The sequence below is a fragment of the Haloarcula hispanica ATCC 33960 genome, from assembly GCF_000223905.1.
Lineage (GTDB): Archaea > Halobacteriota > Halobacteria > Halobacteriales > Haloarculaceae > Haloarcula > Haloarcula hispanica.
In genome coordinates, this window is record NC_015948.1 from 2,060,852 (window position 1) to 2,077,967 (window position 17,116).

At 58.5% G+C, this 17,116-nt stretch carries 22 protein-coding genes and 1 pseudogene; 2 read left to right on the forward strand and 21 right to left on the reverse strand.

The window, feature by feature from the left end; translation table 11 throughout:
- Window positions 1-442 precede the first annotated feature (442 nt).
- Complete coding sequence (locus tag HAH_RS19700) at window positions 443-976, reverse strand: class I SAM-dependent methyltransferase (RefSeq protein ID WP_014040864.1); 534 nt, start codon at window positions 974-976, stop codon at window positions 443-445.
- 561 nt (window positions 977-1,537) lie between these two features.
- Between HAH_RS19700 and HAH_RS10315 the strand changes: the two genes are divergently transcribed.
- The gene (locus HAH_RS10315) at window positions 1,538-3,007 is read left to right on the forward strand and encodes a lipopolysaccharide biosynthesis protein (protein ID WP_014040865.1); all 1,470 of its coding nucleotides are present in this window, start codon (window positions 1,538-1,540) and stop codon (window positions 3,005-3,007) included.
- A gap of 390 nt (window positions 3,008-3,397) precedes the next feature.
- Window positions 3,398-4,788, forward strand: a pseudogene (gene tnpC / locus HAH_RS10320) (IS66 family transposase).
- A 628-nt stretch (window positions 4,789-5,416) separates the two neighbouring features.
- Here tnpC and HAH_RS10325 read toward each other — a convergent pair.
- The 20 genes from HAH_RS10325 to HAH_RS10420 form a co-directional block, all read right to left on the reverse strand.
- Window positions 5,417-5,620 carry a hypothetical protein gene (locus HAH_RS10325; RefSeq protein WP_014040866.1) on the reverse strand — a complete coding sequence of 68 codons (204 nt, stop codon included), beginning with the start codon at window positions 5,618-5,620 and terminating at the stop codon, window positions 5,417-5,419.
- 1,357 nt (window positions 5,621-6,977) lie between these two features.
- On the reverse strand, window positions 6,978-8,441 hold the full coding sequence (gene secY / locus HAH_RS10330) for a preprotein translocase subunit SecY (RefSeq protein WP_014040867.1): 1,464 nt from the start codon (window positions 8,439-8,441) through the stop codon (window positions 6,978-6,980).
- Between the two features lie 6 nt (window positions 8,442-8,447).
- The gene (locus HAH_RS10335; RefSeq protein ID WP_008312927.1) at window positions 8,448-8,945 is read right to left on the reverse strand and encodes an uL15m family ribosomal protein; all 498 of its coding nucleotides are present in this window, start codon (window positions 8,943-8,945) and stop codon (window positions 8,448-8,450) included.
- The gene (rpmD, locus tag HAH_RS10340; protein ID WP_014040868.1) at window positions 8,945-9,409 is read right to left on the reverse strand and encodes a 50S ribosomal protein L30; all 465 of its coding nucleotides are present in this window, start codon (window positions 9,407-9,409) and stop codon (window positions 8,945-8,947) included. Before rpmD ends, HAH_RS10335 begins: the two co-directional genes overlap by 1 nt.
- The gene (locus tag HAH_RS10345) at window positions 9,409-10,047 is read right to left on the reverse strand and encodes a 30S ribosomal protein S5 (RefSeq protein ID WP_004957374.1); all 639 of its coding nucleotides are present in this window, start codon (window positions 10,045-10,047) and stop codon (window positions 9,409-9,411) included. Before HAH_RS10345 ends, rpmD begins: the two co-directional genes overlap by 1 nt.
- Window positions 10,044-10,607: a 50S ribosomal protein L18 gene (locus HAH_RS10350; protein ID WP_023843357.1), complete on the reverse strand. Its 564-nt coding sequence runs from the start codon at window positions 10,605-10,607 to the stop codon at window positions 10,044-10,046. Before HAH_RS10350 ends, HAH_RS10345 begins: the two co-directional genes overlap by 4 nt.
- On the reverse strand, window positions 10,607-11,056 hold the full coding sequence (locus tag HAH_RS10355) for a 50S ribosomal protein L19e (RefSeq protein WP_014040870.1): 450 nt from the start codon (window positions 11,054-11,056) through the stop codon (window positions 10,607-10,609). Before HAH_RS10355 ends, HAH_RS10350 begins: the two co-directional genes overlap by 1 nt.
- Window positions 11,056-11,781, reverse strand: coding sequence for a 50S ribosomal protein L32e (locus HAH_RS10360; RefSeq protein WP_008312922.1), 726 nt, complete (start codon window positions 11,779-11,781; stop codon window positions 11,056-11,058). Before HAH_RS10360 ends, HAH_RS10355 begins: the two co-directional genes overlap by 1 nt.
- Entirely contained in the window at window positions 11,781-12,317 is a 537-nt protein-coding gene (locus HAH_RS10365) for a 50S ribosomal protein L6 (protein ID WP_004591564.1), read from the reverse strand. Before HAH_RS10365 ends, HAH_RS10360 begins: the two co-directional genes overlap by 1 nt.
- A gap of 2 nt (window positions 12,318-12,319) precedes the next feature.
- Window positions 12,320-12,712 (reverse strand): 30S ribosomal protein S8, encoded by a 393-nt coding sequence (locus tag HAH_RS10370; protein ID WP_004516956.1) that lies wholly within the window; start codon window positions 12,710-12,712, stop codon window positions 12,320-12,322.
- A 2-nt stretch (window positions 12,713-12,714) separates the two neighbouring features.
- On the reverse strand, window positions 12,715-12,900 hold the full coding sequence (locus tag HAH_RS10375; protein WP_004591563.1) for a 30S ribosomal protein S14: 186 nt from the start codon (window positions 12,898-12,900) through the stop codon (window positions 12,715-12,717).
- Window positions 12,897-13,430 (reverse strand): 50S ribosomal protein L5, encoded by a 534-nt coding sequence (locus HAH_RS10380; protein ID WP_004591562.1) that lies wholly within the window; start codon window positions 13,428-13,430, stop codon window positions 12,897-12,899. Before HAH_RS10380 ends, HAH_RS10375 begins: the two co-directional genes overlap by 4 nt.
- The gene (locus HAH_RS10385; RefSeq protein WP_023843358.1) at window positions 13,427-14,131 is read right to left on the reverse strand and encodes a 30S ribosomal protein S4e; all 705 of its coding nucleotides are present in this window, start codon (window positions 14,129-14,131) and stop codon (window positions 13,427-13,429) included. The genes HAH_RS10380 and HAH_RS10385 overlap by 4 nt, the downstream gene beginning before the upstream one ends.
- On the reverse strand, window positions 14,128-14,490 hold the full coding sequence (gene rplX, locus HAH_RS10390; RefSeq protein WP_014040872.1) for a 50S ribosomal protein L24: 363 nt from the start codon (window positions 14,488-14,490) through the stop codon (window positions 14,128-14,130). The genes HAH_RS10385 and rplX overlap by 4 nt, the downstream gene beginning before the upstream one ends.
- A gap of 4 nt (window positions 14,491-14,494) precedes the next feature.
- On the reverse strand, window positions 14,495-14,893 hold the full coding sequence (locus HAH_RS10395) for a 50S ribosomal protein L14 (protein WP_004516961.1): 399 nt from the start codon (window positions 14,891-14,893) through the stop codon (window positions 14,495-14,497).
- Window positions 14,893-15,246, reverse strand: coding sequence for a 30S ribosomal protein S17 (locus HAH_RS10400; protein ID WP_008312918.1), 354 nt, complete (start codon window positions 15,244-15,246; stop codon window positions 14,893-14,895). Before HAH_RS10400 ends, HAH_RS10395 begins: the two co-directional genes overlap by 1 nt.
- Complete coding sequence (locus tag HAH_RS10405) at window positions 15,237-15,521, reverse strand: ribonuclease P protein component 1 (protein WP_014040873.1); 285 nt, start codon at window positions 15,519-15,521, stop codon at window positions 15,237-15,239. The genes HAH_RS10400 and HAH_RS10405 overlap by 10 nt, the downstream gene beginning before the upstream one ends.
- Entirely contained in the window at window positions 15,521-15,736 is a 216-nt protein-coding gene (rpmC, locus tag HAH_RS10410) for a 50S ribosomal protein L29 (RefSeq protein ID WP_004516964.1), read from the reverse strand. Before rpmC ends, HAH_RS10405 begins: the two co-directional genes overlap by 1 nt.
- On the reverse strand, window positions 15,733-16,647 hold the full coding sequence (locus HAH_RS10415; protein WP_014040874.1) for a 30S ribosomal protein S3: 915 nt from the start codon (window positions 16,645-16,647) through the stop codon (window positions 15,733-15,735). Before HAH_RS10415 ends, rpmC begins: the two co-directional genes overlap by 4 nt.
- A complete protein-coding gene (locus tag HAH_RS10420) occupies window positions 16,647-17,114 on the reverse strand; it encodes a 50S ribosomal protein L22 (RefSeq protein WP_014040875.1) in 468 nt (155 codons plus the stop codon). The genes HAH_RS10415 and HAH_RS10420 overlap by 1 nt, the downstream gene beginning before the upstream one ends.
- Window positions 17,115-17,116: the final 2 nt, after the last annotated feature.

Below are 17,116 nucleotides of genomic sequence, written 5' to 3' on the forward strand. Positions count from 1 at the left end.
AGTGGATGCTTGACCGCGTGGTGGAGCAAACACGCGGGCAAGAAATGTATTCGCGGGAGGACACGCCGACCAAACAACGCGTCGCAGCGGCTTTTCTATACCATACTGGACTCTTATACCGCTACATGGTACAGGTAGTATGGTGTTAGGAGAGTGATACGGTAGGGTTCGAGTGCAAGACGGATCTTGAGTACAAGCTGCTGGGGCGGGCTTCGAGCCGATAGTACAATCTCACTCCACGAACCGATTTCAGGGAGATATTCTTGGGTGAGATAAGAGAACGGATGTCAACAAAGATTGGGTGCTCTTGAACAGCGTTGCGACTGCCTCTCTCAGCGGGTCAGCACCAATAGATAGTAACTGGCGAGAGGGAGACTTCGTCGAAGAAACATATAATTCCATATATACATATTATATATCTTAACCAGGCGCTTTTCGCAAATCAAAACCTAACAATACCGATACCTAATTTATTCCGTGATGACTTCTCCGTTGATGGAATCACGATTTCTTGAGTCTGATAGTCGTCTTTGATTTCGTCCCAAAATCCCTGTACATCTAGCCACTCTGATGAAATATCGTGGAGTGCAATTATCCCGTCCTCAGCCATCAGGTCTCGATACAGCTCGAAATCGGTTTTGACTCCCTCGTAACTATGATCGCCGTCGATAAATAAGAAATCAATATCTTGTCCACTAAGAATCTCTATGAGTTCTTGTTTTGTGGATTCAGAGTGTGAGTCTCCGCGAATAAATGCCGTGTCCGTGTCTGGATCCATTTCATGGAAAAAATGCGGACCAGGACCGATACTGCGTGGGTCATTTTCGGGCAGGTCGATGCTGACAACTTGAGCATTGAGATGCCGACACCAGATGTAAAAACTACCTCCACGTGCCGTCCCGATCTCAACGACTGTCTCCGGATCTCGCCGTGCTACGATTTCCGACAACTCTCGGAGTTCAGCGGGGATTTGCATCGGTCGGATCGACGTAAATGATCCAAATCCCGAGTACCGGTAGACTGTGGTTAAATAGTCGGCCAGGGTTGTTTCGGTTTGCTGATGACGACGGAGAGCACGCAAAGAGAGGTCTAATGAGGTTTCTGTTGGTAACAGAGGGCCTACCCGTGCCCTCAGCTCGTGACTGAGCAAAAGCGGTAGCCCACCACGAACCTGATATCCTCTATATTTACGTTGAATATTCGGGGTTAGTTGCTGTCGTCCACAACGTATTGTTTCAGCAACCCCACGGGTACGGATTGATCGGATTGCGTTTCTAATCATATAACCGGCATTAAGACGGGTATGAGTTAGTTCTTTATGTCCTCACACAACCAATTTAAGCGATACGCGGGCTTAGTGTACACGTCATTTCAGAAAACTGTATCTTCACCCCGTTATCGCTATCATTAACTACGAACGCGGAAACGTCGCGGGAAGCACGATCATCAGGGTGTAAGAAGAGTTCCGTGACAGCCTCGATACGAAGTTATTATATCTTCCCAGTCGGGACCAACAGCCGAACGCTGTCGTCTATCTATGGAGAACAGTGACTCTGATTCAGAACTGAAATCGAAGATCTTCCAGAGTACTTTCTGGGTGAGCGTCCTCAATTACGGTGAACGAGGACTGTCCGTAGTCAAACTCGTAGTACTCGCCAACTTCCTCACGCCACGAGACTTCGGCATCGTTGGTATCGCACTATTGGTCACTGGATCGCTCCAGCGAATATCGAACTTCGGATTTCACCAAGCTCTTATTCAGCGGCAGGAGGATATCGAACCGTATCTCGATACTGCATGGACAGTCCGGCTCCTCCGTGGCGTCGCGCTTTTCCTCATCGTTCTCGTGATTGCTCCATTCGTTGCTACCTTCTTCGAAGAACCGAGAGCCGAGATAGTCACTGTCGTACTGGGCGTCTCGGTCCTTCTCACGGGATTGACCAATATTGGCGTCGTCTATTTCAAGAAGGATCTCGAGTACAAACGGTTCGTACTCTACAACACCGGGGGATCGTTCGTCGATTTTTCCCTGGCCGTCATCCTTGCCGTGACACTAGGGAACGTTTGGGCACTCGTGTACGGATACATTGCTGGAAACGTCGTTAGGATGGTTCTCAGCCATCTGGTTCATCCCTACAATCCATCTCTGAACCTCGATATGGAGAAACTACGTGAACTATTCGATTTCGGGAAATGGATATTAGCCGACTCGGCCGTCAATCTTGTCAACACCCAGGCTGATGACATTATCGTAGGCCGAATGTTTACCATTGGAGCACTTGGGTATTATCAGATGGCCTATCGGATCGCCAATCTCCCGGTGACAGAGGTGTCTCACGTCGTCTCTTCAGTTGCATTACCTACCTACTCAAAACTCCAGAATCGCCCCGAAGAACTCCGCCAGGGATTTCGGAAAGTCGTTGACTATACGACGGTACTCACGTTCCCGATTGCGGGGGGCATATTTGTCATCGCCCCAGAATTTGTCTCGCTGGTGCTCGGTTCCGATTGGACACCGATAATCCCGCTAATGAGAGCGCTCTGTGTACTTGCCGCCGTCCGTTCTATCGTTGCGAACTTCGGTAGCCTCTACCAGGCGTCTGACAATCCTGACATTATGTTTCGGCTGGCTGCCATTTTCACGGCGACAAAATATATTTCTATGCTGTCAATACTAGCGTTCTGGATCGACGAACTGCTCGTCGTCCCGCTTGTCATCGGATTCAATGCGTTGATCAGTCTCCCAGTCCATTTATTCATTGTTTATAAAATAACGGGAATCAGGATTTCTTCAATCGTTCGAACGATGGGCACCCAGATGCTGGCAACCACTTTAATGGTAGCGGGCGTCTATGCAGTTAAAACACAGGGCGTTGGTGGGGACTCGTACCTCAAACTCATATCGTTGATACTCCTCGGGATATTATTCTACACTATGGTCATTTTAGCAATTGATAAAGACAAACTCTACAAGATCCGGGAAGACATCGTCGAAGCGAAAGCGTGATTCGGATTCGTTTTCTTCCCCGTCGGCGGTATTCTCCTGGGCTAACACGGAAATAAATCCAGTAACGGGAGTGGTTCGTGGTCAGTAGAATTGTGCTGAAAAAATCGCGTATTGAATCGGTTCACTGGACGAACACTTCCGTCGCTATCGTAGATTTGCTACCCCGTCCAAAGGATTATAGTGCGTGTTAGTCCCGACGAATTTCGCCACTGTCTCGTAGTAAGCGACCAATCAAGCGGATATGTATCCTCAGCAAGGGCTAATTGAGTTTCTCCAGGGATGGTCTCCGCTCGGAGACCATCCCGGTGGCCCTGCTGAGGTAGCGCTGAGGTGATCATAGTGGATTGGGATGACCTCAGCAAAGACGAACTTCTCTCGCGGTTTCTCCAGATGGAAAAGCGAACCGACGAGCTGGAGAAGAAGCTTGAGCAGGAGGACGAACGAATCGAAGAGCAGCAGGAACGGATTGAGGAACTCGAAACACGGCTTCGCAAATACGAGAATCCACATACCCCGCCGAGTAAGCAACGGTCGGGGACTGACGAGTCCCCGACCTCGCAAGATGACAAAGACGACGATGTCAGAACTGACGGCGGTACTCCCGGACGAAAAGACGGTCACGACCCGGAGTGGCGCTCTACAGCTGATCCGGACGAACAAGTTGAGGTCACCTGTGACTGCTGTCCAGAGTGTGGCCAACACTTCGACGAGTCGGTGGGCGTCAGCCCCCGACTCGTCGAGGAGATACCGGACCCGCAACCACCAGAAATCACACAGTACAACCGCCACTGCTACCAGTGCGACTCCTGTGGAACCGAGACAGTTGCTACACACCCCACCCCGACTGCCCCAGTGAGGGGCAGTTCGGGGTGAACGTTATTGCCCAATCAGCACTGTCGAGGTACGATTACCGCCTGCCCTACCGGAAGATTGCAGACCGTTTCGAGCAGTTGCACGGACTGGAGTTATCAGGCGCAGCCACTTGGCACGCGACCGAGAGCGCTGCGCGCGCCGGTCGCTGTGAATATGAGCAGATCCGCCGCCAGATCCAGCAGGCTGACGTTGTTCACATCGATGAAACAGGCATCAAGCGGAATGGTGAGCAAGCATGGATCTGGACGTTCACCACCGAGAATCATACGCTCTACGCGGTTAGAAAAAGTCGCGGAAGTGATGTTCCCGCAGAAGTCCTCGGCGAGGACTTCGCGGGAACGATCATCTGCGATGGGTGGACGGCCTATCCACCCTTCAGCGACAATCTCCAGCGGTGTTGGGCTCATATTCTGCGAGAGGCTGAAGATGCCGCTGAGATGCAACCTGAAGGCAAACCGATCTACGACTCTCTCAAGCAGTTGTACGTCGCTCTCCAGACGCGGCTGGAGAGCGACTTGACCATTCGTGAGCGAGCAGAGCTCCAGCGTGTTGCACGGAGAGTGCTTGAATCGTTGATTGAGCGGTCAGTTCCCGATGGACCATTGGCAACACTCATCAGAAAGGTCGAAGGTGGCCTCGACCACTGGCTCACCTTCGTCGGTGAGCCAGCGGTCTCTCCGGCGAACAATGCCGCGGAAAACGCGCTCCGTGAGCCGGTGGTTCTCCGGAAACTTATCGGAACACTCCGCAATGACCGCGGGATGTTCATTCATGAGACGGTGCTGTCCCTGCTGGCGACGTGGCGCCAGCAGGGACGCAATCCCTACGACAAACTCAAGCGAGTTTCCCGAAGCAACGAGATTATTTCACGAGATCAGGCTGTGCCGGCCGTTGAGACCTCGGGGTAAATACGTACGTTCAATCAACTATAGAAACGACTTGCTTAGGCGTGGGACAGAAGTCGGACTGATTTTCGTTCCGACATCATACATCGTAACAACATTAATTGGTATTTATTTCCCCGGATTATATCAAACAATTGTGATTGTTGGTCAACTCTTTTTCGGTATTGACCTCAGTGATTTAGCGCTAATTTTAGTCCTCATGATTGCAATATTGAAAGAAGCCATCGTATACAAAGTAAATCCGGGCAGATATAGGAATCCATTCTATTTCTGGAGATTGTAGATAGAACTACGATTACTGGAATGCAAAATGTGCGCGTTGGACTCGCACGCCATCAGGACTTCTCTCCGAGCTGGTAGAAATCACAACGATCAATTCGCAGGTACAATCTGCCGGATGATTCGGCTATGAGATAGTGAAAATAAACACTATGACAAGAGTTCTATGACAACCTAGACCATTGCCAGTTGATCTTGGGTGATGAACTGTTGCTCCGTGAGACGTTCGTGAAGAGTCACTTCGATAGCCTAGTCCTCTTGTGGATACCCGTCGTCGTATCGTTTGCTCCAGTCTCGGATCTCGTCAGCGTTTATATCGTCTACTCACGGGGCGATAGTATAGAATTGGTCGTCAGGATTCATCGAGTTCATCGATCCAGTCCGACAAGACTGCAGCGATGTTGGTGTATGCATCCGTTTTGCCTTGTCGATAGCTGTCGAGCTCATGGTATGTCTCATCTGAGCTAACGACCGAGTATGACTCGACGAGTCGCTTTACCTCTCTCAGCGTGTGCTGGTCGAGTTCGGTTGGATCGATAGCATCGTACTTCGTCATAATCCAAGGTTAGTCATCGAGACCTTAGGAAACCAGGGAAGTTGGTTCGAGGAGCCTGTCATACAATAGATCTCAACAGGCATAATTCACGGTCTCTAGCTTGAACAGAACCGGCGAATAGCGAAACCACGGGACTAAGTTCGAATTGAAGGGTGTATAATCGTCAGGTAGAGGGTGTGAGACGTATTCCATGACACGCTGTCGAGATTTAACTCCGAACGAGGGGTGTGTCGAAGAGAGATTTAACTCCGATAAGGTGCCATAGAACGGTTGTCACACCCATCTTTTGATGTCTCGGAACGCTCAATGGAAGTGCTACATCAATCACTGCTGTGAGATGTTTCCGAGCAACTGGTGACTCAACCACGATTTGGAGTATCAGTATCCTCATGCGGACTGCTACCAAAGAGTATTTTATGACCCCTCGTTCCTCCTCTTTGAAATACGCTCTCGTTGTCGTTGGACCTCTTCTTGATATTGGCCCCCTTTTGTTCAATTTCGTCATCTTCTGTGGGCCAGTCGGGTATTCTCCGGGAGAGGCTCCACAGAGATTCCGTCATTTTGTACTGTTGAACGCAGGACAGCGGCGTGATTGAAATTTTGACATGCAGATTTCCGCCAGTATCGACGCTTTGTCGGCATAATTTGAGACCAGACGATTCAATTTCAGGTCTCCTTCCCAGTATTCAAACATCAGATTCATGTCATACCGCGAGTAGTACGAAGTGGACGATGGCGATGCCTCTCCCGGATACGTCCGGAGAAAGGGCGCACACGGCAGTACGGGGACGATGGATTGGGACGTCTCCTGGCCTACCTCGTCGATACGGACGCCATGATACCTGCCGCAGGAATCGGTTCGGCGATCTCACCGACAAAGTTATTTCAGTCTGCGAGGCGAGTTTCGTGGCACAGAGTACGTACCGCTCCTCAAGATCTTAGCTACCAACGCCACGACCAACCCCCATTCGGTGGGTGATAAATGGGCCGCGATGACCCATGACACCCAGTTTACACCCCACGAGCGACAGCTTCCCGTACGCAGTTCTATCTTCGATCACTCGCCTGTTAGACACCTCCAAGGGGGCTGTACAACATCTAGGAGATCACCCTGCTGGAGCTAAGCGAGTTTAGACCGACCCTGGCACCTGCCCCAATCGCGAACCCACAGCGGCCTACAAGTAGTTTGCTCACGATCCAATACGGCTCAGTCCGGGCGTCGTGAAGAAGGGATTGCCCTCAAATTCGGACAGTGGCGACATGGATCATGCCGATAACCCCGTAGTGAGGAAATTGGAGACAAAACAGCGGCTTACCAGCACTTGATAAAATAAAGAAGTATAGACATTCAGCAGTTCTATCCAAACATCTGGCGCATCATCGGATGCATCTCCATGAGTTGCTCTTCGGCGATCTCCTCGTACAGCTTGTACGTAATGGAGACCGTCAGTAGCAGCCCGGTACCGGAGACGCCGCCGATGGTACCCAGCATGTTGGCCATCACGGCGAGCAACCCAACCAAGGCGCCGCCGATGACAGTCACTTGCGGGATATACCGCTCGAGGACCTTTTCGATGACGCCGACGTTCTGTCGGAAGCCGGGGATCTGCATCCCGGAGTTGTGGATCTGCTTGGCCGTTGCTTCCGGGCCCATGTCGGTGGTTTCGACCCAGAACACGGCGAAGACTGCGCCGCCGACCAGCATGACGAACAGGTCGATTCCAACGCGGGTCAGGATCTGCCAGACCGGCTGAGCAGTCCCTTCCAGCCACCACATCCAGTCGCCACGGCTCTGAATGGGGGCGAGGAAGTAGAACAGGCCGCCGGTCGGCTGGCCGTTGGCGTACGTGCCAAGGAACGCTGGCATCGAACCCAGCTGGGCGTTCAGGATACGGCCCAGGAACTGGATGTTCGCCTGCAGTGCCCGGACGAGGATCATCGGCAGGACGCTCGCGTAGATGAGCTTGACCGGGAAGCGGCCACGGGCTCCTTTCACGCGGGCGTTCGACAGCGGGATCTCCACGCGGACCGATTCGGCATAGACGACCACTGCGAAGATGAGGACCGTCGTGAACAGTCCCAGCAGTTCGCCCTGCAGCAACACGGTCTGGAGGCCATCAGCAGCCAGCACTGGCCCGGTGCCGCGCTCGCCGGTGATGAACAGGTACCAGGTGTAGATTATCCCTTCGTTGTTGCCGATAAACGGCGTCGTCAGGATGCCACCGATGAGTCGCTGGCTCACGCCGGCGACAATGAACAGGCCGATACCGGAGCCGACGCCCCATTTGGAGATGACCTCGTCCATGAACAGGATGAGGACACCGCCGACGAACATCTGGGCGAAGATGAGCCACTGGACACCGGCCGTACCGATACCCAGTGAGTTCGCGACCGCCGTGTCAGCCGGGAGGAAGCCGCCGGCAAACACCATCGGGAGCCCGGTAAGACAGATCATCACGAGTACCAGCAGCTTCTGGAGCCCCTGATAGAGGATCTGGTCTCGCGGGTCGTCTTGGGTGTTCAGCCCGAGCAGGTCCGCCCCACCGAGGAGCTGTAACACGATGGACGCCGTAACGATCGGACCGATACCCAGCTGCATGATGCTCCCCTGGCCAGAGGCCAGAATCGAGGAGAAGCGCCCGAACACCTGTTGACTGGCGTCGATGTCCAGCCCGAACAGCTTCACGTTCGTCAGGAAGAAATACAGCAGGAGCACGCCTCCTGTCCAGGTGAGCTTGCGCTTGAACGGAACGTGTCCGTCCGGCCGCTGGACTGCGGGCATCCGGACAAGCAGTGGTTCGGCGGTGTCCTTCCAGCTCATCGTTCGTTATTCCTCGTCCGCGTCCGCGTCTTCGTCTGTCTCGGCCTCGGCCTGGCGCTCCTGGCCGAGGTCGGTCAGTTCGACGCTCCCGCCTGCGGCTTCGACTTTCTCGCGAGCGCCCTCGGAGAAGTCGTCGGCGATGAGCGTGAGTTCGTGGCGAACCTGGCCGGCACCGAGTACCTTCACGTAATCGGCGTCGTCGGCGTCTTCGACCACATCACGGACATCGACGCGGAAGCCACCGTCTTCGACTTCGGCGACGTCGTCGGCGGCCAGCAGCGTCACGTTCTCGTCGATCTCGCGAACGTCGATAGTGGCGGCCTCTTCCTGCACCTTCTGCGGGCGCTTGAAGCCGCTCTTGCCGAGCGGTTCGTGGTTGTGGAATTCGTGCTTGTCACGGCCTGCGGCACCGCGACCACCGCGGTGGCCGGCACCACGTCGGTTCTTGTGCGAGCCGCCGCCGTGCGTGCGCGAGCCGCGCTGTCGTTTCTTTTTGCTCGTCATTATCGCATCGCCTCCAGGAGGTCGTCGATACCCTCGGTGTCGTGTTTCCCGAGCTGCCCGCCCTCCTTGACGGGGTGTTTGACGCCGTCGTGACCGCCGCGGGGCGGGTGCAGACGGAGTGTCGGGGACAGTCCCTGCTCGCGTAGCGTCGTCTCCTCGGAGAGGAGCGCGAACGCGAGCCCGGAGATGTCGTCATAGTCCGTGTTCTCGGCGACCCACTCGTCGTCCACGTCGGCGTCGCCCTCGAGCGGCTCGGCGCGCGTCGCCAGGACTGTCTCCAGCGTCTCCTGGCTCGGCTCACCGAAGGCGACGAAGTCGTTGACCTTCGTCACCATGCCGCGGTAGGCGTCCGTCTCGGGGACGAGCGTGCAGTGGTTCACATGGTGGATGTTGAGCATCTCCAGAGTGTCCTGGATGTCGCTGTGCATGTTGACTTCGCCACGGAGCTGGACGAGCGCGTGCATCACTCGATCACCTCTCGCTTCTCGAAGGTTCGTTCGGGGACGCGTGCCTCGGCCGTGTTCTGCAGGGCGTTGAACGTCGCCTTTGCGAAGTTGACCGTGGTGCGCGTGTTCCCGCTACTGCGTGTCCAGATGTCCTCGATACCGGCGAGTTCGAGCACCTTGCGGACGGTCTCTCCGCCCGCGAGGCCCAGCCCGCGCGGGGCCGGCTGCAGCTCGACTTCGACGCTCCCGGCCTTGCCCTCGGTGCGCAGCGCGACCGTGTGCGGACGGCCACAGCCACACTCCCAGGACCCGCAGCCGCGGGAGACGTCGATGATGTTCAGCTTCGCGATGTCGATGGCTTTCTGGATGGCACCGCCGACCTGGTCGTCACGCCCTTCGGCGTAGCCGATGAGGCCGTCGCGGTTGCCAACGGCGACCACGCAGCGGAACTTCACGCGGCGGCCGGAGTCTGTCATCCGCTGGACCATGTTGATGTCCAGCACTTCGTCTTCCAGGTCGGGAACGAGCTGGTCGACGACTTCCGATTCTTTCAGCGGGAGTCCGGAGTTCAGCGCCTCCTGCATGGAGTCGATTTCGCCCTCGACGACCTGCTTGCCGAGGCGTGTCCGTGGCTCCCATCCGTTGTTAGCACTCATAGTTCGATGTCACCGTCCAGTAGGGTCTCTCGGAGCTCGTCGAAGTGCTCCGGGAGGTCTGCAGCGTCGAAGTCGCCGCTGTACAGCGGCTCCTCGAGCTGCTCGTCGTACTCGGCGATGTGGGCACCGCGCGTGCGCTGCCAGTCGGCGAGTACGTCGTCGTTGTGTGGAATGTCCAGGCCGGCGTCGATTGCGCCTTCCTGTATTGCGAATACTTTGCTTCCGGGGGTCGGGCTGTTGAGTCCGATGTCGAGCACTGCCTCCTCGATGCCCGCTTCCTGCGCGCGAAGCCCGGCGAGCAGACCGGTGAGGTAGGCCGAGGGCATGTTGCCCGTCGGGGCCTCCCAGCCGTACTCGGCGAGGTCGCTCGAGTGAGCGGACGCGAGAGTGTCGTCGCCGTTGGGGCCAAGCGTCACCAGCTGCGCCCTGACGTGTTTATTGCTCTTTCGAGCAACGAGACGTGGCTTACCGGATTTCAACAGGCGCAACCGCTGATGGTAATCGGTTCTGGCCTCGCGGCGTCGCCGCATCGGTACTTTGTATCGTGGTCCTGTCGCCATTATGCGTCACCGTGGTTTGCGTCGATGTAACGTTCGAGATCGGCAACGCTGTCGAACTCGCCACCGCCGGCCTTGTCGTACAGGTCGCGGTACTGCGAACTCGAAAGCGTTCCCTCGTCACGCAGTTCGCGCAGCTTCGTCCGCTGTGCGCGGATGCGTGACTCCCAGTCCTCCTTGGAGTTCTGCCGTGCGCCTGCCTTGCCCTTCCGGGAACCGGCTCCCTTCTGGTGGCCGTACGCACGCTTCTTCTGGCGCTCCCGGGCGCGTCCGCGGGAGTTGCCTTTCTTGTCTTTCGCCTGAATGGCGCCCTCATCGACCAGTTCGCGAACGTCCTCGCGGGTAATCGCATCGGCGATATCGCCCTGTCGCTCGGGGTCGAACCAGACGCGGTTCTTCCCGACGTCGAGGACGTCCGACGCGAGTCGCTTCTGTGCGGAGAGGTCTGTCATCACTCACTCACCTCGACTTCGACGTAGGTGGGGTTGAGCACGCGGATGCCCGCGTCCTCGGCTTCCTCTTCGATTCGCTCGCGCTTGCGAGCGCCGACCTTCGAGGCAATACGGACGGCTTCCGTGTCCCCGTCGACGCCTTCGAGGTCGTCCACGTTGTGCACGCGGACCTCCTCGAAGCCCGAGGGGTGCTTGCCGCGAACCGCGGTCGGCGAGCGGAAGCCCGCCTCGACCGTGTCGCCCTTGCCCTTGATGCCGCGGCGCTGCTTCGAGAGCTGGCCGCGGGGCTTGCGCCACGAGGTCGAGACGCGCTTTTTCTTGTGGTGGTCCTGGCGGTTGAACTGCGGCTTGCCGACCCGGTGTCGCTGGGTCAGGAGCCGCGCGTCCTCGTCGGAGAGGTCCGGCGTCTTGTCGGTGAGCCCGCGGGCCTGGAGTTCCGTCTCCACGTCCTCGTCGGGCGCTTCCTCGCCGCCTTCCTCTTCGACTTCGGCTTCGGTCTCGGACTCGACTTCGAGTCCGCCGACGTCGGCCTTGATTCGGGCCGCCAGCGCGTTCCCGATACCGCTGACATCGGCGAGCGCGGACTGGTCGGCACCGCGAACGTCTTCGACCGATTCGAAGCCGGCCTCGCGGAGCGACTCCGCCTTGGACGGGCCGACGCCGCTGATGTCAGTCAGTTCGGTGTACTCTTCCTCTGCTTCGACGTCTTCTTCGTTATCCGCCATCAGGCGTCACCTCGGTTCGGTTTGCGGGTGATGTACACCCCGTCCTGGAACACGCGCACGTCCTTGTCGTTGATGCGCGTGAGCTGCTCGATGTCCGCGGCGGTCTGGCCGACAGCTTCGATGTCGGGACCGCTGATGGTCAGCTCCTCGCCGTCGATTTCGACGTCCGTGTCGCCGTGGATCGTCGTGCGGCGGGGGGCCTTCTCGCCCAGGAAGTTCTCGATGACGACTTCGTCACCCTCGACGTCGACCTGCATCGGGAAGTGAGAGTAAAAGACCTCCATACCGTACTCCCAGCCCTCGGTCACGCCGTGGAACATATTCTCGATGTGGCTCTGGAAGGTACCGATCGTCGACATCGTCTTGGCGTTGTCCTCATCGGATTCGATGACGACCGTGTCGCCGTCGACGGACACGTCGATGTCAGGGTACCAGAGCCGACGCGTGACGCTGCCGTTGTCCCCCTCGACGGTGATGTCAAGGTGGTCCTGCTCGGCGTCCACGTCCTCCGGAATCTCCAGTTCTACTCGTGGCATTGTTAGTATACGTACGCGATGACTTGGCCACCGACGCCCTGCTCACGAGCCTCGTAGTGGCTCATGATGCCGTGGCTGGTCGTCACGACGAGGGTCCCGTAGTCACGGGCCGGGAGGAACCGCTTCTCCCATTTCTCGAACTCGTCTGCGCCCGCAGAGTAGCGGGGCTTGACCGGGCCACACTCGTTGATGGCTCCTTTCAGTTCGACTTCGAACTCGCCGGCTTTGCCGTCGTCGACGAAACTGAATCCGTCGATGTACCCGCGGTCGTAGAAGACCTCGAGGACGCTGCCGATCTCGTTCGAAGCGGGCGATACTGTCTGCTCTAGGTGCCCGACGCTTTCGGCGTTGTTAAGCGCCGACAGTGCGTTGGCAAATGGGTCGTTCCCTGTCATTGTTAGCTGTACTTCCTGAAGCCCATGCCTCGCGAAATCTCGCGGAAGCACTGGCGGCACAGCCAGATGTCGTACTTGCCGACGAGTCCCTGTTCGCGACCGCAGCGCTGACAGGACTCGAGCTGGCCAGTTCGCTCACTGGATGCCGTCTCGGAATCGGGCTCGTCTGTGGTTTCACTTTCGCTCATTCGCTCACCTCCACGTCGTAGGTCGACTCGATAAACGCGACTGCGTCGGCCGGGTTGAGTCGATGCTTGGTCGGAATCGAGCGCGACGCCTTGTCGCGCTTGGCGACGCGGTAGCCGGGACGGACGAGGTTAACCGTCACGTCCAGCCCGTAGATTCCGATGCTCGGGTCGTACTCCTGGCTCGGGAACTCGGTGTGTTCCTCGACGCCGAAGCTGAAGTTGCCGGTGTCGTCGAACTGGCTCGTCGCCAGTTCGGCCAGCGGCAGCGCCGTCTGGAGGAACTCCTCGGCCATCTCGTCGCGGAGGGTGACCTTCGCACCGATGGGGTCGCCCTCGCGGATGTCGAACTCGCCGACAGTCCGCTTGGCCTTCGTTCGTACCGGCGTCTGCCCGGTGATTTCCCCGAGGATGTCCTCTGCGTTGGCGAGGTCACGGCCACCGTGGCCGATACCCATGTGAACGACGACCTTCTCGATACGCGGTTCGCGCATCTCGTGGAAGTCGCCGCCGGACTCACTCTCGGAGCTCATTCGTCATCACCTGTGAAGTTCTCGTCGATGACGACGACGTACTCTTCGACCGTCTCGAAGCCTTCGTCGCCATCCTGCGAGACTATCACGTTGTTCTGTGCCGAACCCGGCGTCACCTGAATCTCCTCGATTTCGCCGACTTCGCCCGCGTGGGCGCCGTCGACGGCGGTGACGAGCGCGCCCTCTTCGTACTCGAAGTGGGCGACGATTTCACCGTCCTCGTTGCCGACGACGATGGAGTCGCCAGCGTCGTAGGTCTGGGCGTCCTCGACGACGAGCGTCTCACCGTCGTGGAGGCCCAGCTGAACGTCGCCACCGGAGACGTGGGTCTTGGTGACGATTTTACCGAGCTTGGACTCGGCCGCGTCCGGGTCGATTGCGGTCAGCGCCAGCCGACCACCCTCGCCGGGGAACACGCGGTAGTACTCCTCGCGCTCGGTGAAGGCCAGGATGTCGAACATCCCGACGGGGCGTTCCTCGTCGGAGATGGCCTTCCCGTTGATGAGGACGTTGTCCTCGTTGAGAGCGTAGCGGGCTTCTTTGCGGTTGTCGGCGTAGCCGAGCACGTCCCGAAGAACGATGAGTAGGGGAACCCCGTCCTCACCGTGCGGGCCAGCGCCGGCTTTCACCGTAAACGTCGCGGTCTTGCGCTCTACGGGCCAACTGTTGGGCACCGAGAGTCGCTTCTGGTGGTTACTCATGCGGAATCATCCTCCGATTCGAGACGCGCCTCGCGCTTCTCGTCTTCGAGGTCCAGGTCCGTCACGCGGACGTTCGAGGTGTCAAGCGGTCGCGGGACTTCCTCGCCGTCCGTCTTCTCGAGCGTGACGTCTTCGACGTGGATGACGGCCTTGTCGAGATTGACCTCAAGGACTTCGCCTTCCTCGCCGGCGAAGTCGCCGCGGAGCACCTCGACGGTGTCACCAGCGTTGACGCGGACGTTGCGCTGGCCGTACTCCTCGCGGAGGTCGGCGCTGAGCGTCGCCCGGACCTGCTTGTGCCGCTCGTGAAGCGGGGCACGTCGTTGACTCTTGCGTTGTTTGTCTGGTTGCTTGCTCATGGTTCTATACGATCATCGTCGCTGCTGATGCCACACTGCCGAATCGCTGTGCGACTTCCCGTGCGATGGGGCCTTTCAGCTCGGTCCCTCGCGGGTCCTCGTTCTCGTCGACGATGACAGCCGCGTTGTCTTCGAACTTGACGCGGGTGCCGTCGGGTCGACGGATCGGCTTTCGCTGGCGGACGACGACGGCTTCGAGCACCTGACGACGCATTTCGGGCGTCCCCTTGGTGACCGAGACCGTGATCTTGTCGCCCAGCCCAGCTTTGGGGTGGCGGTTCTTCGTTCCCGAGTAGCCGTGGACGGAAATGACCTTGAGTTCGCGCGCTCCCGTGTTGTCCGCACACGTAATGAGCGAGCCCTTCTCGAGGCCTTGCGTGACGTCAGCACCGAGTGCTTCCATCAGGCATCACCGTCCTGTTCGTCGTTCGCGGCCTCGTCCGAGCCCGCGCTAACGACGACGTGGCTTTTCGTTTTCGAGAGCGGTCGACACTCTGCTATCGTGACCGTGTCACCGACCGCGAGGTCGAGACAATCGGGTGCGTGAGCCGGAACGCGGCTCCGCCGCTTCATGAAGCGGTCGTATTTCGGCACCTTCACGTCGTACTCGCGCTCGACGACAACGGTCTTCTCCATGTCAGTGGAGGCTACCTCGCCGTTCAGTGTCTGTCCGCGCACGGAGAGCTCTCCGTGGAACGGGCAGTTCTGATCGGCACAGGTCTCCTCCGGTTCCTGTACGTTCAGTCCTAGCGCCATAGTGAATCTCCTGTGTTCTCTGTGCGACGAGCGGGACGCGCGACGAGTCGGTCGCCGTCGACCCGGACTCGCTGTCCGTCGATGGCGAACGAAAAGGTCGCGCTGTCCTTCGGCACGTGCCACACCCGGTCGGCCCCCTCGATTGTCAGCATCTGTGTCGTCTCCATGACGACAGTTCCGCGGATACCGACGGCGGCCGGGTTGGACGCCGCGACGACCTCGCAGTCGAGGCCGACGAGTTCGTGTCGTGGGAGCGTCTCGGGTGTCAGTGGCATTATTCGTTCTCCTGCAGGTCGCCTTCTTCGCCCTGAATCGTCTTGATGCGGGCGATGGCCTTCCGCAGCTCCTTGATGCGGCCGGGGTTCTCCGGCGCACCACCCGCGGCCTGCACGGCCCGGGCGTTCAGCAGTTCGGTCTTCAGGTCGTCGAGTTCCGCCTCGCGTTCGGCGGGCGTCATGTCCCGAATCTCCTGGACGTGCAGGACGGTCATTCGTCGTCAGCCTCCTCGTCGTCCATTTCGTCCATCAGCTCTTCGGCTTCCGCCTCGACGTCCTCGTCGAGTTCCTCGTCGACAGCGTCTTCGAGTTCGTCGACGTCGACGTCCTCGACGTCGTCGTCAGTCGGGACTTCGACGTCTTCCTCGACGATCTCCTCGTCGACGAACTCCTCGTCAGCTTCGGCGTCGTCGGCCCCGGCGGCCACGTCTTCCTCGAGTTCCTCGGCCGTCTCGCTGTCTTCGGGCTCGCCTTCGAGGAGTTCCTCGACCGACTCGCCGTCGGTGTCGGCCACGTAGTCCTCGACGTCGACATCCTCGTAGATCTCGAAGTCGTCGGGGAGCTCCGCGTCCGGCGGGATGATCTTGACTCGGACCCCGATGGTACCGAGCTTCATCACGGCGACGCCGACACCGCTGTCGACGATCTCCTCCGCGGGCTCGCCGTTGTGCTTGACGTAGCCGCGGTTGAACTTCTCCACGCGCGAGCGTGCACCGGTGACCTTCCCGGAGAGGACGATCTCTGCACCGAGTGCGCCCGACTCCATGATGCGGTCGATGGTGGTGTGGCCCGCTTTGCGGAAGTACCAGCCACGCTCGAGTGCGTTGGCCAGTCGGTCCGCGACGATGCGGGCGTTGAGGTCCGGCTCGTCGACTTCCTGCACGTCGACTTGCGGGTCGTCGAGGTTGAATCGGTCCTCGAGTTCCGTCGTGATCTTCCGGATGTTCTTCCCGCCCTTGCCGATGACCATCCCTGGCTTCTCGGCTTTGAGCACGATCTGGGTTCCCATCGGCGTCTTGGCGACGTCCATGCCGCCGTAGCCAGCGCGACCGAGTTCTTCTGCGAAGAACTCGTCTATCTGGGTCCGCTGAAGTCCGTCCTCGATGAACTGTTGTTCGTCGGCCATTAGTCTTCGACCTCCGGCTCTTCGAGGATGAGTTCGACGTCGACCTGCGGGCTGTTCCACGCCGAGGCACGCCCCATCGCGCGGGGCTTGCGACCCTGCTGCTCGCCGACCTTGTGGGCGGCGACGTGCGTGATCGTCATGGCCTCACCGTCGAAGCCCTGGTGGTCGGCGTTGCCGACCGCGTTCTCGAGCAGGTCGAGGAAGGCCTTGCTGGCCTTCTCCGGGTAGCGTCCGGCGTCCCAGCCGTCGACCTTGCTTTTGTGGCCGACGCCCGAGTTGTGCTGTTTGAACGGAACGGGCTGGTCGCCCTCGATAACCGCCTCGAGGTAGTCGACAGCCTCGCCGGCCGTTTTGCCCTTGATCTCGCGGGCGATGGCCTTGCTGTGCTTGAAGCTCATCTGCCGCTCCCGGAGCATCGCTTTGGCCGTCGTGTCCGGGTCGGCTTCGACTGAGTAACTGATTCCCATGA

Coding starts and splice junctions, on each gene's coding strand:
- HAH_RS19700 (WP_014040864.1), bottom strand. CDS start 976: ATGCAAATCCCCGCTGAACTCCGAGAGTTGTCGGAAATCGTAGCACGG.
- HAH_RS10315 (WP_014040865.1), top strand. CDS start 1,538: ATGGAGAACAGTGACTCTGATTCAGAACTGAAATCGAAGATCTTCCAG.
- HAH_RS10325 (WP_014040866.1), bottom strand. CDS start 5,620: ATGACGAAGTACGATGCTATCGATCCAACCGAACTCGACCAGCACACG.
- secY (WP_014040867.1), bottom strand. CDS start 8,441: ATGAGCTGGAAGGACACCGCCGAACCACTGCTTGTCCGGATGCCCGCA.
- HAH_RS10335 (WP_008312927.1), bottom strand. CDS start 8,945: ATGACGAGCAAAAAGAAACGACAGCGCGGCTCGCGCACGCACGGCGGC.
- rpmD (WP_014040868.1), bottom strand. CDS start 9,409: ATGCACGCGCTCGTCCAGCTCCGTGGCGAAGTCAACATGCACAGCGAC.
- HAH_RS10345 (WP_004957374.1), bottom strand. CDS start 10,047: ATGAGTGCTAACAACGGATGGGAGCCACGGACACGCCTCGGCAAGCAG.
- HAH_RS10350 (WP_023843357.1), bottom strand. CDS start 10,607: ATGGCGACAGGACCACGATACAAAGTACCGATGCGGCGACGCCGCGAG.
- HAH_RS10355 (WP_014040870.1), bottom strand. CDS start 11,056: ATGACAGACCTCTCCGCACAGAAGCGACTCGCGTCGGACGTCCTCGAC.
- HAH_RS10360 (WP_008312922.1), bottom strand. CDS start 11,781: ATGGCGGATAACGAAGAAGACGTCGAAGCAGAGGAAGAGTACACCGAA.
- HAH_RS10365 (WP_004591564.1), bottom strand. CDS start 12,317: ATGCCACGAGTAGAACTGGAGATTCCGGAGGACGTGGACGCCGAGCAG.
- HAH_RS10370 (WP_004516956.1), bottom strand. CDS start 12,712: ATGACAGGGAACGACCCATTTGCCAACGCACTGTCGGCGCTTAACAAC.
- HAH_RS10375 (WP_004591563.1), bottom strand. CDS start 12,900: ATGAGCGAAAGTGAAACCACAGACGAGCCCGATTCCGAGACGGCATCC.
- HAH_RS10380 (WP_004591562.1), bottom strand. CDS start 13,430: ATGAGCTCCGAGAGTGAGTCCGGCGGCGACTTCCACGAGATGCGCGAA.
- HAH_RS10385 (WP_023843358.1), bottom strand. CDS start 14,131: ATGAGTAACCACCAGAAGCGACTCTCGGTGCCCAACAGTTGGCCCGTA.
- rplX (WP_014040872.1), bottom strand. CDS start 14,490: ATGAGCAAGCAACCAGACAAACAACGCAAGAGTCAACGACGTGCCCCG.
- HAH_RS10395 (WP_004516961.1), bottom strand. CDS start 14,893: ATGGAAGCACTCGGTGCTGACGTCACGCAAGGCCTCGAGAAGGGCTCG.
- HAH_RS10400 (WP_008312918.1), bottom strand. CDS start 15,246: ATGGCGCTAGGACTGAACGTACAGGAACCGGAGGAGACCTGTGCCGAT.
- HAH_RS10405 (WP_014040873.1), bottom strand. CDS start 15,521: ATGCCACTGACACCCGAGACGCTCCCACGACACGAACTCGTCGGCCTC.
- rpmC (WP_004516964.1), bottom strand. CDS start 15,736: ATGACCGTCCTGCACGTCCAGGAGATTCGGGACATGACGCCCGCCGAA.
- HAH_RS10415 (WP_014040874.1), bottom strand. CDS start 16,647: ATGGCCGACGAACAACAGTTCATCGAGGACGGACTTCAGCGGACCCAG.
- HAH_RS10420 (WP_014040875.1), bottom strand. CDS start 17,114: ATGGGAATCAGTTACTCAGTCGAAGCCGACCCGGACACGACGGCCAAA.